This window comes from Kineococcus sp. NBC_00420 (genome assembly GCF_036021035.1).
Lineage (GTDB): Bacteria > Actinomycetota > Actinomycetes > Actinomycetales > Kineococcaceae > Kineococcus.
In genome coordinates, this window is the sequence record NZ_CP107930.1 from 2,174,978 (window position 1) to 2,192,051 (window position 17,074).

The following is a 17,074-nucleotide window of genomic DNA, read 5'->3' on the forward strand; positions in this document are numbered from 1 at the left end:
CACCCGAGAGCGGTGGGGCGGTCGCCGCAGACCACGCCGAGCTTACCGGGTGGTGAACGCGCGGGCGGTCAGCCGGCGAAGCGCTCCGCGAGATCGCGACCGATCGCGGTGCCCGACTCCCAGGCCGTCTGCACCTTGGGCCGTCCACCCCACGCGTCGCTGCAGACGCCCATCCGACTGCCCTCGTCCCAGCCGAAGGCCGCGTCGGCGTGCGGACGCAACGGTTCCGCCAGGGACCAGCGGTGGGCGCGGGCCCAGGTCGGCGCGGGCGTCGCCGCCGACGTCAGCAAGGGTCCGAGCTCGGCGAGGACCTCGGGGACGATGGCCGCGGGGGCGTCGAGGTGGTCGCTGGAGACGTCCGGGGCCGTGTGCGCGACGAGGACGGGGGCCCCGTCGCCCCGGCGGGACCCGTCGTCGACGAGGAAGACGAGCAGGTCGGAGTCGTTGACGAAGGCTCCGTGGAAGTCCGGCCACCAGCGCTGGTCCCAGGCCGCGTAGACGGCGATGCAGGGACGCCAGTTCCAGCGCGCGGACACGTCCAGACGCGTCGCGACCATGCGCGGCAACAGGTCCGCGGCCTGCGGGTCCGGCATCGCGAGCACGACCGCGGCGGCGGGACGCCCGTCGACGACCGGGCCGTCGAGGGTGCCGTCCACGGCCTCCACGTCGATGCCGCTCACGACGTCGAGCGGGTCCCGTCCCGGCGGGGCGACGAGGTCGTCGAGCAGGCTCCGCAACCCGCCGGGGGTCCCCCAGCGCACGGGGCCGGTCGAGGACCCCGCGAGCCCGCCGCCCGCGGCGGCGCGGCCGGAGATCTTGGCGAACGTGTCGGTCCAGGGCCGGGCCAGTTCCCGGCGTTCCCAGTCGGCCACGACCTCGGAGAACCCCCCGGACCCCTCGGCGGTGAAGTAGGCCGCACCGAGGTCGACCACGCGGGTCCCCACGCTCGTCTCGACCCGGCGCCCGCTCATGCGGCCCCCGACGCGACGCCCGCGGTCCAGGACCCGCACGGGCACGCCGGCGTCGGCCAGCACGCGGGCGCAGGCCAGACCGGAGATGCCGGCCCCGACGACGAGGACGGGACGCTCGGGCGTCGCGGGGGTGGTCACGAGGGGATCAGCTCCCGGGCGGCGATCGGGTCGCAGTCCTCGAGCAACGTGGTGCAGCGCACGGCTTCCTCTGTCTCCTCGATGCGGGCCGCGGCCTGCTGCAGGACGGCGAGCGCCCGCAGGAAACCCCGGTTCGGTTCGTGCGCCCACGGCACGGGACCGTGTCCGCGCCAGCCGGCACGACGCAACGCGTCCAGCCCGCGGTGGTACCCGGTGCGCGCGAACGCGTACGCGGTCATGGTCTCCCCCGCCGCGAGTGCGCGCTCGGCGAGCAGGGCCCAGGGCAACGACGCCGAGGGGTGCCCCGCGGCGACGGCGTCGGGGTCCGTCCCGGCGGCGAGCTCCGCGTCGACCTCCGGGACGGCGGGCAGGTGGGTGGGCGGGGGTCCGCCGAGCAGGTTGGTTCCGGTGGTCACGGGAGGTCCTCTCCTAGTTCTTCGGGGCGGTCGGGATCTCGACCCAGACGATCTTGCCCCGCCGGGTGCGGGTGGTCCCCCACCGGCCCAGCGAGGCGACGAGGCGCATGCCGTGCCCACCCCCGCCGTCGGGACGGGCCTCGACGACCTGGGGTTCCTCGGGACTGTCGTCCTCCACCTCCAGGCGCAGGGCACCCGGCAGGTCGAAGAGGCGCAGTCCGATGGTCCCCCAGCCGTGCAGGACGGCGTTGGCGACGAGCTCGGAGACGACGATCTCGGCCTGCGGGCCGCACCGCAGGCCCCAGACGGCGCAGGCGCGCAGGGTGGCGTGCCGCGCCTTGCCGATGGAGGACGGCTCCGCGGGCAGCTGCCAGCGGCGACGGCGTGGGGTGTCGGCCGTGGGCAGCGCTCCGCCGTCGGCCTCGGACTCCTCCGGCACGCGGACGACGACGATGGCGGTGTCGTCCTCGGGGGTGTCGCCGAGTCCGCTGAGCAGCTCCTCCCCGATGCCGGCGGCGTCGCGCGCCCGGGAGGCGGCGAGGACCTCGACGAGGACCTCGAGCCCGTCGTGCACGGGCCGGGCGCGGGTCTCGATGAGGCCGTCGGTGTAGAAGACGAGGACGTCGCCGGGCGCGAGGGCGCGCTCGCGGGTGGGCCGGGGTCGTTCGCCGAGCCCGACGAGGGTTCCGGTCGCCTCGCTCAGGACCTCCACCGCCGGGGGGTCGGCGTTCCCGCGGCGCAGCAGCGGCGGCAGGTGCCCGGCGCTGGACCAGGCCATCTCCCAGCCGCCGTCGTCGAGGCGCTGCAGGGTCGCGTAGACGAGGCTCGCCATCCGCGGGATGCGCATGCCGCCGGTGAGCTGGTCGACACGCATCAGGACGCTGGCGGGGTCGTCGAGCTCGTGGGCGGCGGAGCGGACGACGGAACGGATCTGGCCCATCGCGGCTGCGGCCTCGACGTCGTGGCCGACGACGTCGCCGACGACGATCCCGGCGACGTGCTGGCCGCCACCGTCGACCGCCGGCGGCAGGACGTCGTACCAGTCACCGCCGACCTGGGCGTGCTCGACGTTGGAGGCGTAGAACGTCCAGACGTCGAGGCCCTCGATCCCGTCGAGGCCCGTCGCGTCCGGCAGCATGCTGCGCTGCAGCGTCTCGGCCAGGGCGTGCTCGCGGGCGTGCAGTCGTTCGTTCTCCACCAGCAACCCCGCGCGCCGCGCTGCCCCGGCGAGCACGGTGCGGTCCTCGGGCCCGGTCCCCCCGGGGTGCGGGACGACCACGAGGACGCCGATGACGTTCTCCCGACCCCGCAGGGGCAGGGCCAGGGCAGGGGTTCCGGCCGTGAGCTCGGCGAGCCACGCGGTCGCGGTCCCGGCAGGCGCGTCGAGCGCCGCGATCTCCAGGGGTTCCCCCGTGTCGGGCGCGGCGGGGTCGAGCAGCGGGTCCGGGCCGGCCTGGCGCGAACGGCGCAGCCGGTGGCCGACGAGCCCGTGCAGGCGCGGGCCGTGGGCGGCGACGACTTCGACCTCGGTGGCGGCGCCCCCGGGTCCCTCGCGCAGCAGCGCCACCATCGCGGCGGAGACGAGGTGGTCGCCCAGCACCCGCACGACCGAGCGGATCCCGTGGGTCACGTCCTCGTCGAGCACGACGGCGTCGAGGCGGCCGAGGACCTCGAGGCGGGTGGCGGCCCGCCGTTCGGCGGTGCGATCGGTGGTGTGGTCGGTGGCGCTCGCCTCGGCGGTGCGACGGGTCACGTCGGAGTGCCAGGAGACGACGTGGCAGACGGCGCCGGTGCGGTCCAGCAGCGGGACGGCTCGGACCTCGTGCAGGAAGGCGGTGCCGTCGCCGCGGTGGTCCAGGACCGTGACGGTCGTGGACCGGGCCAGGGAGACGCCGCGGGTCAGTTCCGCCAGCGCGGCCTCGTCACGGGTGCTCAGCAGCTCCTCCCAGGAGCGGCCCAGCACGTCGTGCGCGGTGGCCCCGGTGGTGCGGGTGAAGGCGCCGTCGATCCAGTCCACGACGAGGTGGCCCTCGCGCAGGGCGGACAGCGCCGTCCCGGGGCCGGCGGCGACGACGCCGCGGGTGTCGTCGTGGCCCACGTGCTCGACGGCGTGGGTGCGCACCACGACGACGAGGAGCTGGTCGTGGTCGGGGACCCGGCCGGCGCTGACCCAGAGGTCACCGGGCAGTCGGGCACCCGCGACCACCTCACCCCGCTCGAGGCGGTCCCAGACGGGGTCGTCCACCATCCCGGCGCGGCGCAGGAAGTCCCGCAGGTCGCGCGGCGGGGACCCGCCCTCGGCCACCCCGGCGGCAGCACGGGCGCTCGCGTCGAGGGCCAGCAGCTCACCGCTCGCACGGGCCGGGACGGACACCAGCAGCAGCACGGCGGCCGGCTCGCGCAGCGCGAGCGCCTGCGGGCTGCTGCGGGACATCGGGGTGGAGCTCCTCGTGGTCTGGGACGCGATGGGTCGTCACAGGTGCGCGACAACGGCGCGAGCCTCGGTCGATAGCATGCAGGGGGCTCGAACGGAGCGCGCGTCGAGGGTGGCGGGCACGACGTCGGGTCCACCGTCCGGTTCGAGACCGGGCGGAAGGACATCCGCTGCCTGTAGAAGCCGGGCACGGCACACAGCGGTCGGACCACGGAGGACCCATGACGAACGACGCGACACCGCCGGGCGAGGCCCCCCGGGTGCCCCAGGTGCGCTCGGTGGACCCCGGCTCGGTGCACGTCCTCTACGAACCGCGGGCCACCCGGGTGGTGCTCACGGGCGAGATCGACGCCGAACTCGGCCCGGACCTGCTCGAGGCGGCCGAGGACGCGCTGACCTCGGGCCGGCCGTTGCAGGTCGACGCCCACCACGTGACCTTCATGGACTCGACGGGGCTCGCGTTCCTCGCGCGCCTCGCCTCGCGGTCCAAGGGGCGCCGGGTGACGCTGATCCGCCCGCCCGCGGTCGTGAAGTTCCTCATCGAGACGACGAACATCGTCCAGCTCCTGGACGTCGTCGACGAGGAACCGGGGTTGACCGCGCCGGACGACGACGGGCCGCAGCCCGCCTGAGAACCGCGCAGCACGAAGGCCCGGCCCCGCGAGGGGACCGGGCCTTCTCGCGTTCAGCGCGTCACTTCACGCTCTTGCCCGCGCTGCGCAGCGCCTGGGCGGCCTCGACGACGCGGGCGGCCATGCCCGTCTCGCCGGCCTTGCCCCAGACCCGCGGGTCGTAGGTCTTCTTGTTGCCGACCTCGCCGTCGACCTTCAGCACACCGTCGTAGTTGCGGAGCATGTGGTCCGCGATCGGGCGGGTGAAGGCGTACTGGGTGTCGGTGTCGACGTTCATCTTGATGACGCCGTAGTCGACGGCGTCGCTGATCTCCTGGTCGGAGGACCCGGAGCCGCCGTGGAAGACCAGGTCGAACGGCTTGTCCTTGCCGACCTGCGCGCCGACCTTCTCCTGGATCTCCTTGAGGATCTCCGGGCGCAGCTTGACCCCGCCGGGCTTGTAGACGCCGTGGACGTTGCCGAAGGTGAGGGCCGTCAGGTAGCGGCCCTTCTCCCCCGAGCCGAGCGCGTTCACGGTCGCCAGCGCGTCGTCGACGGTCGTGTAGAGCTTGTCGTTGATCTCGTGGGCGACACCGTCCTCCTCGCCCCCCACGACGCCGATCTCGACCTCGAGGATGATCTTGGCGGCGACGGCCCGGGCCAGGAGCTCCTCCGCGATCGAGAGGTTCTCGTCGAGCGGCACGGCCGAGCCGTCCCACATGTGCGACTGGAACAGCGGGTCGCGGCCCGACTTCACGCGCTCGGCCGAGATGTCGAGCAGCGGACGCACGAAGCCGTCCAGCTTGTCCTTCGGGCAGTGGTCGGTGTGCAGGGCGATGTTCACGCCGTAGCCCTTGGCCACGTGGTGGGCGTACTCGGCGAGCGCCTGCGACCCCAGGACCATGTCCTTGACGGTCGTGCCCGACAGGAACTCCGCACCGCCGGTGGAGACCTGGACGATGCCGTCGCTCTCGGCCTCGGCGAAACCACGGATGGCGGCGTTCAGCGTGATGCTCGAGGAGATGTTGATGGCCGGGTAGGCGAAGGAACCGGCCTTCGCGCGGTCGAGCATCTCGGCGTAGACGTCCGGGGTGGCGATGGGCATGGAGACTCCTCCGTCTGGCGACTCTGGCAGGGCGATCCTTCCACGCCCCCCTCAGGCAGCGCAGTGTGCCCTTCACGGTGCCCTTCCCGGTGCCCTTCCCGGATGCCGACCGCCCGTCGTGGTGTCAGCGTGGGGCCATGACGGACACCAGCTTGCAGGGCAAGAAGGTCGCGTTCCTCGTGGCCACCGAGGGCATCGAGCAGGTCGAGCTGACCGCACCGTGGAAGGCCGTGCAGGAGGCGGGCGGGCAGCCCGTGCTGATCTCGACGAAGGCCGGTCAGGTGCAGGCCTTCGACCACCTCGACAAGGGCGACACCTTCGACGTCGACGTCGTCGTGGACGACGCCAGCCCGAGCGAGTACGCCGCGCTCGTCCTGCCGGGCGGGGTCGCGAACCCCGACGCGCTGCGGACGAGCCTGTCGGCCGTGAAGTTCGTCGGGCAGTTCGCCGCGTCGACGCGCCCCATCGCCGCCATCTGCCACGCCCCGTGGACCCTCGTCGAGGCCGACGTGCTCAAGGGCCGACGGATGACGTCGTGGCCCTCGCTGCGGACGGACCTGCGCAACGCCGGGGCCGAGTGGGTCGACGAGGAGGTCGTCGTGGACCTCTCCGGTCCCGGCCCGCTCATCACCAGCCGCAACCCCGACGACCTGCCGGCGTTCACCAAGGCCCTCGTGGAGGCGATCGCGTGAACACGGGCATCGGCTACACCTGCATGAGCGAGCAGTCCGACCCGCGCTGGTTGGTGCGGGACGCGATGGCGGCCGAGGAGGCCGGTTTCGACACGATCGTCTTCTCCGACCACGCCTCGCCGTGGCTGACCTCGCAGGGGCACGCGCCCTACGCCTGGTCGGTGCTCGGGGCGGTCGCGGCGACGACGTCGCGGGTGGAACTCATGACGTACGTGACCTGCCCCACGATCCGCTACCACCCCGCGATCGTGGCCCAGAAGGCCGCGACGGTTCAGATCCTCTCCGAAGGACGCTTCGTCCTCGGCCTGGGTTCCGGGGAGAACCTCAACGAGCACGTCGTCGGCCAGGGCTGGCCGGCGGTCGAGGAACGTCAGGACATGCTCGTCGAGGCCTGCGAGATCATCTCGAACCTCTTCGACGGGGAACTCCTCACCTACGTCGGCGACCACTTCCGGGTCGACTCCCACCGCCTGTGGGACGTTCCCGAGCACCGGGTCCCGATCGCCGTCGCGGTCAGCGGTGAGAAGTCGGCGACGAGGTTCTCTCCGTTGGCCGACCACCTCGTCGCGGTGGAACCGGAGGCCGCCCTGGCCGCCTGGGACGCCGCCCGCGAACCCGGCCAGCGGCCCAGCCGCAAGATCGGGCAGATGCCGGTCAGCTGGGACGCCGACCAGGACGCCGCGACCGCGCGGGCGCACGAGCAGTTCCGCTGGTTCGCCGGTGGCTGGAAGGTGAACGCCGACCTGCCGACGACCGCCGGTTTCGCGGGGGCCACGCAGTTCGTGCGTCCCGAGGACGTCGCCGGGACGATCCCCTGCGGGAACTCCGTCGACGCGATCGTCGAAGCCGCGTCCGCCTACTTCGAGGCGGGTTTCACCGACCTCTCGCTCGTCCAGATCGGCGGGGAGCACCAGTCGGAGTTCCTGAAGGTGGCGCAGAGCGAGATCATCCCCGCCCTGCGCGAGGCGGCGCAGGGGTCTGACCCCTCCCCCAGCTGAACCGGGCTGATCGTTCCCGACCCGCCGGCGCCCGGGCACGACCTGCCCGGGCACCGGCGTACGCCGTCGCGGCGGCGCCGCCTGAACCTTTCCCGAGTGTCACCGGAGCGCTACGCTGCGTGGAGACATCGGGGTCTCGGGCGAAGAAGGTCTTCATGCGTCAGCGCACGGCAGTTCTCGCGATCACTCCTCTCACCGCAGCGCTCCTGACCCTCGCTCCCGGGGCGTCGGCGGCGGCTGCGCCGCGGGCCGTGGTCGTCCCCTGCGGGACGACCCTCACGACCAGCGTGCGACTGGCCGCCGACGTCGTCTGCCCCCAGGGCGGCGGGCTGCAGCTCGCGCGCGACGGCATCGAACTCAACCTGAACGGGCACTCGGTCACCGGCCCGGGTGCCGGGACGGACAGCAGCGGCGTCTTCTTCGCCGCCCGCGACGTGACCGTCCGCAACGGCACGATCTCGGGGTGGGGCACGGGGGTCACCGCCAACTACTCCAACGACGACGGGCCGGTGAGCGTGGGCGGCACCGTGCGCGAGGCTCGACTGCAGGGCAACGGGGTCGGGGTCGACAGCGAGCAGGGTGGCGACGTCGTCGTGCGGAACTCCCTCCTCAGCGGGAACTCCCGGGGCGGCGTCGCGGTCTTCGACGGGCGACTGCGGGTGGAGCGGTCCACGGCCGAGGCCAACCAGACGGGATTCTTCACCTTCTCCATCGATCCCGGAGCCTTCGTCGTGCGCGACTCCCTCATCCGGGGGAACCGGGGCGCCGGGATCTCCTGCAGCCAGGACGGGCGCTACGACGTCGACCGCACCACGTTGCAGCGCAACGGTACCGGGCTCGACGTGTTCGAGTGCGGCGGGATCGTCCAGAACTCGAAGTTCATCTGGAACCGGCAGCACGTCGGCGGGTTCCTCGTGGAGGGCGACCGGATCGACCTGGTCTGCAACAGCTACACCCGCGACGGCGGACCGGTGGAGTTCCCCGTCCAACCGTGTCCCGCCGGGGTCAGCGCTCCCGTCATCGCCGAGGAGTCCTGAGTCTCAGACCAGCAGGTCCGCCAGGACGTCGACGAGGGCGGTCGAACCGAGTTCGGCGTCCTCGTCGGTGCACGCCTCCTCGGGCGAGTGCGAGACCCCGGTCGGGTTGCGGGTGAAGAGCATCGCCGTCGGGACCACCGCGGCGAGGATCCCCGCGTCGTGCCCGGCCCCGGTCGAGAGGTTCGGGGCGCCGTCGAGCACGCCCGTGATGCGGCGGGCCAGGGCGGGGTCGAAGTCCACGGTGGCGCCGAAGGACTCCTCGCGGACCTCGACGGAACACCCCTCCCCCGCGGCGATCTCCTGCGCGCGCCGCGTGATCTCGGCGACCACGGCCACCGTCACCACGTCCTCCGGGTGACGCACGTCCAGCCACAGGTCGACGCGGGAGGCGATGACGTTCGTCCCGCCGGGGACCGGGTGCAACCGCCCGACGGTGGCCCGGGTCCCGGGGTTCGCGGCGGCGACCTCGCGCACCGCGACGACCAGTCGGGACGCCGCGAGCAACGGGTCGCGGCGGTCCTCGAGCAGGGTCGTCCCCGCGTGGTTGCCCTGGCCGTGGACGCTGAACCGCCAGCGTCCGTGACCGATGACGGAACTCGCCACGGCGACGGGGGCGTCGAGGTCGATCAACCCGCGGCCCTGCTCGACGTGGAGTTCGACGAAGGTCCCGATGCGGGCGAGCGTCTCCTCGTCCCGGCCGAAACCCCGGGGGTCGAACCCGGAGCGGGCGGCGACGTCGGCGAAGGTGTTCCCCTCCGGATCGGTGAGGGCCAGCGCCTTCTCGGCGGTGATGGCGCCGGTCAGCAACCGGGAACCGAGGCAGGCCACCCCGAACCGGGACCCCTCCTCCTCGGGGAACACCGCGAGACCCAGCGGTCTCGAGGGGACGACACCGCGTTGGCGCAGCAGGTCGAGCGACCGCAACGCCGAGGCGACCCCCAGCGGTCCGTCGAACGCGCCACCCCCGGGGACGGAGTCGAGGTGGCTACCGGTGACGACGGCCCCCTCCAGCGGGAGACCGGCGGGGTTCCACCACGCCCAGACGATCCCGTTGCGGTCGGTCTCGGCCTCCAGCCCGCGCGCCGCGAGTTCCGCCGTGTACCAGGACACGAGATCGCGTTCGGCGGTGGAGAAGACCGGGCGCGAGTACCCGCCCCGGGTGGCGTCCCGGCCGGTGTCGGCGATGGCGGCCAGCAGGTCAGAGGTCTCGGACACCCGCCGAACCTACCCGGAACCGCTCGGGAACGGTCCCGGTGCCGAGCGCGACGTCCGCGGCGACCTCACCGAGCAGCGGTGCGAACTTCGCGCCGTGCCCGGAGCAGGGCGACAGGACGGTCACCCCGTCCACCCCGTCGACGACGAAGTCCTCGGTGGGGGTGTTGGTGAACAGGCAGGTCGTCTCCGCGTAGGGCTCCGGATCGAGGCCGGGGAGGAACCGGCTCACGTGCTCCACGACCCGCGCGCGGTTCGCGGGGTCGATCGCACCGGTGCGGGCCGCGGCGGAGGGCAGGACCCGGCCACCGTTGAACTCGGCCACCTTCTGCCCGCGGAACTGCGCGTCGCGACCCCCGGGCAGGGAGTAGACGGAGGTGCCGTCCTGCTCGTGGATGGTGGTCGGCCAGGACGCACCAGGGTCGCGGTAGCGGAAGTGGAAGGCGTTCTCCTCGCGCACCTGCAGCGGAGGGAACGCGGCCAGGAACTCCGCCGGCAACGAGAGGTTCCCGAGCAGGTCCGGCAGCCATCCGCCGGCACTGACGACGACGCGTTCCGCCGCGAGCGTGCGCCCGTCGACGGCATGGGCGGTGAACCCCGTCGCGGTGCGTTCGAGGTGCTGCAGCGGCCAGCCGGTGAGCACCTCCGCACCACCGGCCCGGGCGGCCGCGACCATCGCCGCCACGGTCCGCTCCGCGTCCAGGACACCGCCCGCCGGGTGCAGCAGGACGTCGCTGTCGGCGGCGACGTGCGGCCACCGTTCCCGGGCCGCGCGCCGGGGGACGAGTTCGTGCTCGACGCCCGCCGCGGCGAGGACCCGCGCCAACCCGGCCACGTCGTGGTCGGGACCGAAGTCGAGGGCCCCGCACCGGGTGATGAGCGGGGCTCCGTGCCGCCGCTCCAGCTCGGACCACAGCGGTACCGACGCCGCGAGGAGGTCGACGTAGTCCCGCTCCCGGTAGGCGAACCGGAAGATCCGCGCCGACCCGTGCGAGCTGCCCCGCGCCGAGGCCGGCACGTCGCGTTCGACCAGGGTGACGGAGAAGCCCCGCTCAGTCAGTCGCCAGGCGGTGGACGCTCCCGCGAGACCGGCTCCGACCACGAGGAACTGCGACATCCGACGCCTCCAGGATCACGACGGCCCGTTCGAGGGCGGGGAGGTCCCCGCGGGCCACCTCGAAGTGTGCCTGCAGGGTGTCCAGGTCGACGACCGCCACTGCGCTCCCGCCCGCGTAGCGGCCGCCCACGACGGTGATCCCCGGGGGTGACGTCGCCATCACGTTGACCGCCAGCACCTCCCCCTCGGGGTGGGCCACGACGGGGAGCTCACCGTCGAACACCAGCACCGCCCGCGGCCCGACGTCCTGGGGTGCGCCGTCCAGGTCCAGCACAAGCTCACCCCGAGCCACGGCGAACCAGCGGGTCACCCCGGGGAACGTCGAGAACGGGCCGTCGGCGCTGATGGTCGCGACGCTGAGGCGCCACCGCTCGTCGCGGTGGAGTTCCCGCGTCGTCCCGCCCCCGTTGCGCCAGGGCTGGTCGGGGACGTCGTCGTGACGGACGGTGCGCACGCCCCCAGCATGCCCGCCTCCGACCGGGTGCCGGTGGGTGGCGCCCGACCCGCGCGAGGAGGTACGGTCCGCGGACGGTGAACCCGTGCCCGGGGGCTTCGCACCCCGGACCTGTCGAGTGCACGGGTCGTTCATTGCATCGCCACACGCCGCTGACCCCGGTCAGCCTGCGCCTCTTCCAGCTCGTCCCCGTCGTCCTGCACGTGCGGGAACTCACCGGCGGCCGGCCACGCCCCACCGTCGGTGACGACATCACCTGGTTCCTCACGCACCGCCCCGACGACCGGGTTCCCTGGCCGTCCGGGTCCACCCGCCTGCACGCCTCGTACGAACCGCGGGGTTCCACCTCCGCCACGACGGGGTTCCCCGTCCGGGTCCAGGTGGTGAACTGGGCGGTCCGGGGGCCGGCCGACGACCGGCGCCCCGTCGGCGGCACGGAGGAACTGCGCGACGTCCACCGGCCCGGGAAGCTCCTCGCCGGTCGTGATCGCCGTGACGTGCACGTGCTCGTGGACCTCGCCGTGCGGCGCGCCTCAGCGACCGACGCGGTAGCGGACGTGGGTCGCGAGCGGTGAGTGGACGACCTCGACGGGGACGAGACCGGGATCGGTCACCCCGTCGAGGAGTCGCTCCCCCGCCCCGATCAGGATCGGGACGACGTCGAGGGCGAGTTCCTCGACCACGCCCGCGGCCAGCGCCTGCCGGACGGTGGAGGCACCGCCGGCGATGCGCACGTCGCCGGCCCCGGCCGCCTCCCGGGCGCGGGCGAAGGCGGCGTCGAAACCTTCGGTGACGAAGTGGAAGGTCGTCCCGGTCAGTTCCAGGGGGGCCCGCTCGTGGTGGGTGAGGACGAAGACCGGCGCGTGGTAGGGCGGTTCCTCGCCCCACCACCCGCGCCAGGTCTCGTCCGGCCACTCACCCCGGACCGGACCGAACATGTTGCGGCCCATGACCACTGCCCCCAGCGGGGCCAGCAGACCCGCGCGCCAGGCCGCGTCGGCCTCGTGGCCGGGCTCCCCGGAGCGGAACTGCCACTGGTGCAGCAGTTCGGTCCCGACCCCCATGGGGTGCTCGAGGCTCTGGTCCGGACCGGCGGTGAAGCCGTCGAGGGACACGGTCTGGTGGCAGACGACACGACTCATGCGGGTGGGACCTCCGTCGAGGGTGGCGCTCGGGATCGGTCAGGACTCAGCGGCCGGCGGGACGACCGTCCGCCACCTGGCGGACGGCGCCCGCCGCCTCGCACGCTCGGCGGGCCGGCCCCGGGTGCAGTCTGGGGGGCGACCGGTCGGCCGTCGACCGGAACACACCGTCGAGAGGTCAACGATGACCACCACCACCAACATCACGAGCACCACGGGCTCCGTCACCCCCTTCGACCCCGAAGCGGCGGCCGCGCTGGCCGCCCTCGGGGGTTTCCCGCCCATCACCCCCGACCTCATCCCGGTCGTGCGCCAGGGCCTGCCCGGTCAGCTGCCCCCGAGCGACGAGGAACTCGCCCGCGACGGCGCCTTCACCGTCGAGGAACGCAGCGTCCCCGGTCCCGACGGCGCCCCCGACGTCAGCCTGCTGATCTGCCGTCCCACGACGACCGTGACGGGAGCGGTCTACTGGATCCACGGGGGCGGGATGGTCCTCGGCGACAACCGCGGCGGCATCGCCGAGGCCCTGGACTGGGCCCAGGAGTTCGGCCTGGTCGTCGTGTCGGTGGAGTACCGCCTCGCACCCGAGACCCCACACCCCGGACCGGTCGAGGACTGCTACGCCGGGCTGGTCTGGACCGCGGAGCACGCGGGCGAACTGGGTTTCGACCCGGCGCGCATCGTCGTCGCGGGGGCCAGCGCCGGCGGCGGGCTGGCCGCCGCGGTCGCCCTGCTGGCCCGTGACCGCCGCGGTCCCGGACTGCTGGGCCAGCTGCTGATCTACCCGATGCTGGACGACCGCAACGACTCCCCGTCCGCGGTGCAGATGGCCGACACCGGGACCTGGGGCCGCACGGCCAACGACACCGGCTGGAGCGCGTTGCTGGGCGCGGCCAGGGGAGGCCCGGACGTCTCGCCCTACGCCGCGCCGGCCCGGGCTCAGGACCTGACGGGGTTGCCGCCGACGTTCGTCGACGTGGCCTCGGCGGAGAACTTCCGCGACGAGGACATCGCCTACGCGAGCCGCATCTGGCAGGCCGGCGGGCGGGCGGAACTGCACGTCTGGCCCGGCGGGTTCCACGGTTTCGACGTGTTCGCCCCGCAGGCGGCGATCTCCCAGGCAGCCCGGGCCGCACGACGAGCGTGGCTGTCCCGCCTCGTGCAGGCCTGAACCGCTTCCCGTCGGGCCCCCGCGAGCGCAGGATGGGCTCGTGAGGGACCTGACGGTGCGACTCTCGGCGCTCGACCCCGACGCGGGGGCCGCGCTGCGCGTCGTGTCGTACTTCGACGAACTCGCCGCGGGGCACGCGGGTCTGCACGCGATCGTCCGCGGGGCGACGTCGCTCACCGGCAGTCCCGCCAGGTTCCTCGACGCGCGTCGGCACCTGCGGTTGCGGGTGAACTCCGCGGGCGAGAACGAGCCCGGCGAGGACGACGTCGCGGACGGGTCGTCGGGACCGGACCCGGCGTGGTTGAGCGCGGCCGTCGACGACGTGGCGGTCCTGTGGCTGGAACGGTCGGGTCCGCCCCGCGTCGTGGACGCGGTCGTGCTGGAACGCGCCTGCGCCCTGGCCCGCAGCGTCCTGGAACGCACCCGCCCGCTCGCGGCGTCGGCATCGCGACGTCAGGACGCGGACCTCCTGGAGGTCGTGCTCGACCCGCGGACGCCGCGCGACGACCGTCGTCGTGCGGCACGGAGCCTCGGCCTCGCACCGGAGACCCCCTGCCGCGCCGTCGCGGTGGTCGACGGCACCGCCCTGGTCCTCACCGGCCCGGTGGAACCCCCGCTCGGGTCGCGGCGGGCCGGGGTGGGACCGGTCGTGACGGTGGACGAGCTCCCGGGTTCCTGGGTCGCCGCCCGTCGCGCGCTGCGCCTCACCGCCGAGGGCACCGCGACCGACCCGGGGCCACGGATCGTCCACGCGGAGGCGGTGCAGGGGTTGCTGCTGCTGGCCGCGGCCGTGCCGGCCGGTGCGCCCCCGGTTCCCGACGTCGGGGCCGTGGAACGCGCCGCCGTCCTCGCGCCCTGGATGCTGCGCACCCTGGACGTCCTGGCCACGACGTCCAGCCGGCGCGCGGCCGCGACGGAACTCGCGGTCCACCACTCGACGGTGCAGGCCCGGGTGCTCACCGCCCAGCGCGCGCTGGGCTGGGAACTGCAGGACGTGGCCGGGTTGCAGCGCCTGCAGCTGGCGCTCGTCCTGCGCCGGCTGCACCGGAACTCCTAGTGGTCTGGCGTGAAGTTCGTGATCGAGCCGGGGTGGTCTGCCAGGTGGGAGTGACCGGCCGAAGCGATCTGTTCCGGTGTCCAGTCCAGGCCTGAACCGTCGCGTCGCAGTCGTCGGGGCCCTCGAAGACTCCGTGACGCAGGACCTGGCGGACACAGATCCCCGAACACCGACTCGACCCACGAGGCGTGCACGGGAGTGTCGACGACCGTCACCCCCGGATGCTCGGAGAGCCACTGTCGGACGTGTTCGGGGGTTGTGGGCGGACCCGTTGTCCATGGCCAGGGTGAAGACCGGAGCGCGTTCGGACCGGAGGTTCCCGAGCAGGTCGGTGAACGCTGCGGAGTCCCTCCGCGTGGTGACGCACTGCATCGAGGCAGCCGCGGTGGCGACGGGCTGGTCCCAGTCCGGTGGCCCCGTCCTCGGTGTGCAGCTGCACGATGCTGCGCAGGGCGAACGGTGGGTGGACGCGACCGGGGTGATGCCGGTCGCGGCGACGCGACTGCTCACGACAGGAGTTCCGCAGTCGTCGTTGACGACCTGCGGACCGGCGTCCAGGGCCACGGCCCGACGGGAACTTCGCCCCTCCGCTCATCAGCCGGCGCCACAGCGCACGTCTTCCCGAGGAGGTCGTACCCCGATCGCCGTGCTGACCGTGGCGACAGCCACGTCGGCGACGGCCGCAACCACCCGTCACCGCGAGTCTGTCCACGCTCTTCTCACCCTCAAGAGCAGATCGGCTCGACTGGGGAGAAGACTGCCCTGCCTCGAGGTTCCCGTCCGGAGCAGCTACTTCTCGGCGCCGGCCAACGCACCCTTGACGAAGTACTTCTGGAGGAAGAGGTACACGACCAGGATCGGAGCCAGACCGATGAGCGCAGCTCCCGCTGCAGCGCCGATGTTGTTGCCTTGCGCCGAGAAGAAGGAGGCGACAGCGGGAGCGAGCATCCGCATCTCGGTCTTGCTGTTGATGTAGGAACTGAGGGCGTACTCGTTCCAGACGCTCGTCGAGGTGAGGATGACCACGGTAGCCATCACCGGACGCAGCGAGGGCAGAACGATGCGGAAGAACGTCGTGAGCAACCCCGCGCCGTCGATCGCGGCCGCCTCCTCCAGCGAGACGGGCAAGCTGCGGGTGAACTGGGTGAACAGGAAGATCGCCAGCGGCAGGTGCGTCGACGTGACCACCAGGATCAAACCGCCGAAAGTGTTGAGGACACCCCAGGACGAGAGCATCGAGTACAGGGGGACGAGGATGCTCAGCGGCGGAACCATCAACATTCCCAGGACCGCCAGGATCACCAAGCGGTTCCCCGTCGTGTTCCTCCGAGCCAGCGGGTAGGCCGCGAAGGAGGCGACGAGACACACCAGGGCCGTGCTGGCCACGGTGACGAGCAGGGTGTTCTGCAGAGCCCAGTCGAGCTTGCCGACGGAGACTGCTGTGGAGAAGTTGTCGAAGGTGACGCCCGACAGGGGGGGCAACCAGAGCGAGGACCCGTCGGTCGCCGGTTTCAGGGCGGTCGTCACCCCGAGGTAGAAGGGCGTCAGCTGCGCCAGCACGGCGACCACGATGAAGACCACCTTGACCACCTGCCCCGCTCGACCCTGTCGACGGTTGATGTCGGCGCTGCTCACGACGTCCTCCCCGAACGTTCCATCCGCATGATCAGGACCACGGAGACGGCCGCGATCAGAACGAACAGCGCCACCCCCATGGCCGAGGCGTATCCGGCCGCCTGCTGGCCGAAGTACGTGCGACCGATCAAGGTCGACACGCTCTGCGTGGCGTACCCCGGGCCGCCGCCGGTGAGGACCTGGATGACGTCGAACAGTTTGAGTCCGCCGATGAGGTTGATGATGACGCTGGAGACGATCGCCGGTTTGAGCAACGGGATGGTGACCAGCCGCAGGAGCTTCCACCCACGGGCGCCGTCGATCTCGGCCGCCTCGTTGATCTCTGTCCCGATCGACTGCAGCCCGGCGAGGTAGATGATCATCGAGGTACCGACGAACTGCAGGGTGTTCACGGCCACGATGATGACGACGGCACCGGTACTGCTGCTGAGCCACGCGACCCGGTCGAATCCGAGCCCGGTCACGACATCGTTCAGGGCACCGCGATCGTACTGGACGAGGAAGTAGTACATCATCCCCATGACGACCGGGGAGACCAGGACGGGAAGGTAGATGACCGCCCGCGCCACTGACTTGGCGCGGCCTCCGCCGTCGAGCGCGATGGCCAAGGCGAGGCCGATGACCTGCTGGAGCAACGTGCACCCGAACCCGTAGACCAGGGTGTTCCGCAACGCCGTGTGGAACACGGAGTCGGTCAACAACTGGCGGAAGTTGGCCCACCCCACGAAGGACTCGTTGTCGGTGTACCCGTCCCAGTTGGTGAAGGCGATGCCCACCCCCCGCACCAGGGGATACACGATGAAGACGCCGAAGAGCAGCAGCGCCGGGACGTACATCAGGTTCACCAGCGGTAGGCGACCACGCCGACGCATCGGGGCCGGCGC

The 17,074-nt window shown here is 72.7% G+C and carries 17 protein-coding genes; 7 read left to right on the top strand and 10 right to left on the bottom strand.

Annotation, left to right across the window (positions count from 1 at the left end; translation table 11 throughout):
• Nucleotides 1–68: 68 nt before the first annotated feature.
• The 3 genes from OG218_RS10595 to OG218_RS10605 are packed head-to-tail and all read right to left on the bottom strand — an operon-like array spanning nt 69 to nt 3,959.
• Nucleotides 69–1,109: an NAD(P)/FAD-dependent oxidoreductase gene (locus OG218_RS10595; RefSeq protein ID WP_328293183.1), complete on the bottom strand. Its 1,041-nt coding sequence runs from the start codon at nt 1,107–1,109 to the stop codon at nt 69–71.
• Nucleotides 1,106–1,525 carry a DUF3151 domain-containing protein gene (locus tag OG218_RS10600; RefSeq protein ID WP_328293184.1) on the bottom strand — a complete coding sequence of 140 codons (420 nt, stop codon included), beginning with the start codon at nt 1,523–1,525 and terminating at the stop codon, nt 1,106–1,108. The genes OG218_RS10595 and OG218_RS10600 overlap by 4 nt, the downstream gene beginning before the upstream one ends.
• 13 nt (nt 1,526–1,538) lie before the next feature.
• Nucleotides 1,539–3,959, bottom strand: a complete 2,421-nt coding sequence (locus tag OG218_RS10605; RefSeq protein ID WP_328293185.1) for an ATP-binding SpoIIE family protein phosphatase — start codon at nt 3,957–3,959, stop codon at nt 1,539–1,541.
• A 221-nt stretch (nt 3,960–4,180) separates the two neighbouring features.
• On the opposite strand from OG218_RS10605, the gene OG218_RS10610 reads away from it, so the two are divergent.
• Entirely contained in the window at nt 4,181–4,591 is a 411-nt protein-coding gene (locus OG218_RS10610) for an STAS domain-containing protein (protein ID WP_328293186.1), read from the top strand.
• A 61-nt stretch (nt 4,592–4,652) separates the two neighbouring features.
• Here the strand turns inward: OG218_RS10610 and fbaA are convergent, their stop codons facing one another.
• Nucleotides 4,653–5,675: a class II fructose-bisphosphate aldolase gene (gene fbaA, locus OG218_RS10615; protein ID WP_328293187.1), complete on the bottom strand. Its 1,023-nt coding sequence runs from the start codon at nt 5,673–5,675 to the stop codon at nt 4,653–4,655.
• 137 nt (nt 5,676–5,812) lie between these two features.
• On the opposite strand from fbaA, the gene OG218_RS10620 reads away from it, so the two are divergent.
• From OG218_RS10620 to OG218_RS10630, 3 genes are all read left to right on the top strand, one after another.
• Entirely contained in the window at nt 5,813–6,367 is a 555-nt protein-coding gene (locus OG218_RS10620) for a type 1 glutamine amidotransferase domain-containing protein (RefSeq protein WP_328293188.1), read from the top strand.
• Complete coding sequence (locus tag OG218_RS10625) at nt 6,364–7,365, top strand: TIGR03557 family F420-dependent LLM class oxidoreductase (RefSeq protein WP_328293189.1); 1,002 nt, start codon at nt 6,364–6,366, stop codon at nt 7,363–7,365. The genes OG218_RS10620 and OG218_RS10625 overlap by 4 nt, the downstream gene beginning before the upstream one ends.
• 155 nt (nt 7,366–7,520) lie before the next feature.
• Nucleotides 7,521–8,402, top strand: a complete 882-nt coding sequence (locus OG218_RS10630; protein WP_328293190.1) for a right-handed parallel beta-helix repeat-containing protein — start codon at nt 7,521–7,523, stop codon at nt 8,400–8,402.
• A gap of 3 nt (nt 8,403–8,405) precedes the next feature.
• On the opposite strand, the gene OG218_RS10635 is transcribed toward OG218_RS10630, so the two are convergent.
• The 3 genes from OG218_RS10635 to OG218_RS10645 are packed head-to-tail and all read right to left on the bottom strand — an operon-like array spanning nt 8,406 to nt 11,185.
• A complete protein-coding gene (locus OG218_RS10635; protein WP_328293191.1) occupies nt 8,406–9,617 on the bottom strand; it encodes an allantoate amidohydrolase in 1,212 nt (403 codons plus the stop codon).
• The gene (locus tag OG218_RS10640; RefSeq protein WP_328293192.1) at nt 9,601–10,731 is read right to left on the bottom strand and encodes an FAD-dependent oxidoreductase; all 1,131 of its coding nucleotides are present in this window, start codon (nt 10,729–10,731) and stop codon (nt 9,601–9,603) included. The genes OG218_RS10635 and OG218_RS10640 overlap by 17 nt, the downstream gene beginning before the upstream one ends.
• A complete protein-coding gene (locus OG218_RS10645; RefSeq protein WP_328293193.1) occupies nt 10,667–11,185 on the bottom strand; it encodes a HutD family protein in 519 nt (172 codons plus the stop codon). Before OG218_RS10645 ends, OG218_RS10640 begins: the two co-directional genes overlap by 65 nt.
• A gap of 134 nt (nt 11,186–11,319) precedes the next feature.
• Between OG218_RS10645 and OG218_RS10650 the strand changes: the two genes are divergently transcribed.
• The gene (locus OG218_RS10650; RefSeq protein ID WP_328293194.1) at nt 11,320–11,760 is read left to right on the top strand and encodes a hypothetical protein; all 441 of its coding nucleotides are present in this window, start codon (nt 11,320–11,322) and stop codon (nt 11,758–11,760) included.
• On the opposite strand, the gene OG218_RS10655 is transcribed toward OG218_RS10650, so the two are convergent.
• The gene (locus OG218_RS10655; RefSeq protein ID WP_328293195.1) at nt 11,719–12,327 is read right to left on the bottom strand and encodes a dihydrofolate reductase family protein; all 609 of its coding nucleotides are present in this window, start codon (nt 12,325–12,327) and stop codon (nt 11,719–11,721) included. The genes OG218_RS10650 and OG218_RS10655 overlap by 42 nt on opposite strands.
• A gap of 184 nt (nt 12,328–12,511) precedes the next feature.
• Between OG218_RS10655 and OG218_RS10660 the strand changes: the two genes are divergently transcribed.
• Both OG218_RS10660 and OG218_RS10665 read left to right on the top strand, forming a co-directional pair.
• Nucleotides 12,512–13,498, top strand: coding sequence for an alpha/beta hydrolase (locus OG218_RS10660; protein ID WP_328293196.1), 987 nt, complete (start codon nt 12,512–12,514; stop codon nt 13,496–13,498).
• A 40-nt stretch (nt 13,499–13,538) separates the two neighbouring features.
• Nucleotides 13,539–14,555, top strand: a complete 1,017-nt coding sequence (locus tag OG218_RS10665; RefSeq protein ID WP_328293197.1) for a helix-turn-helix domain-containing protein — start codon at nt 13,539–13,541, stop codon at nt 14,553–14,555.
• Between the two features lie 789 nt (nt 14,556–15,344).
• Here the strand turns inward: OG218_RS10665 and OG218_RS10670 are convergent.
• Nucleotides 15,345–16,190, bottom strand: coding sequence for a carbohydrate ABC transporter permease (locus OG218_RS10670; protein WP_328293198.1), 846 nt, complete (start codon nt 16,188–16,190; stop codon nt 15,345–15,347).
• Nucleotides 16,187–17,026 carry a carbohydrate ABC transporter permease gene (locus tag OG218_RS10675; protein ID WP_328296231.1) on the bottom strand — a complete coding sequence of 280 codons (840 nt, stop codon included), beginning with the start codon at nt 17,024–17,026 and terminating at the stop codon, nt 16,187–16,189. The genes OG218_RS10670 and OG218_RS10675 overlap by 4 nt, the downstream gene beginning before the upstream one ends.
• Nucleotides 17,027–17,074: the final 48 nt, after the last annotated feature.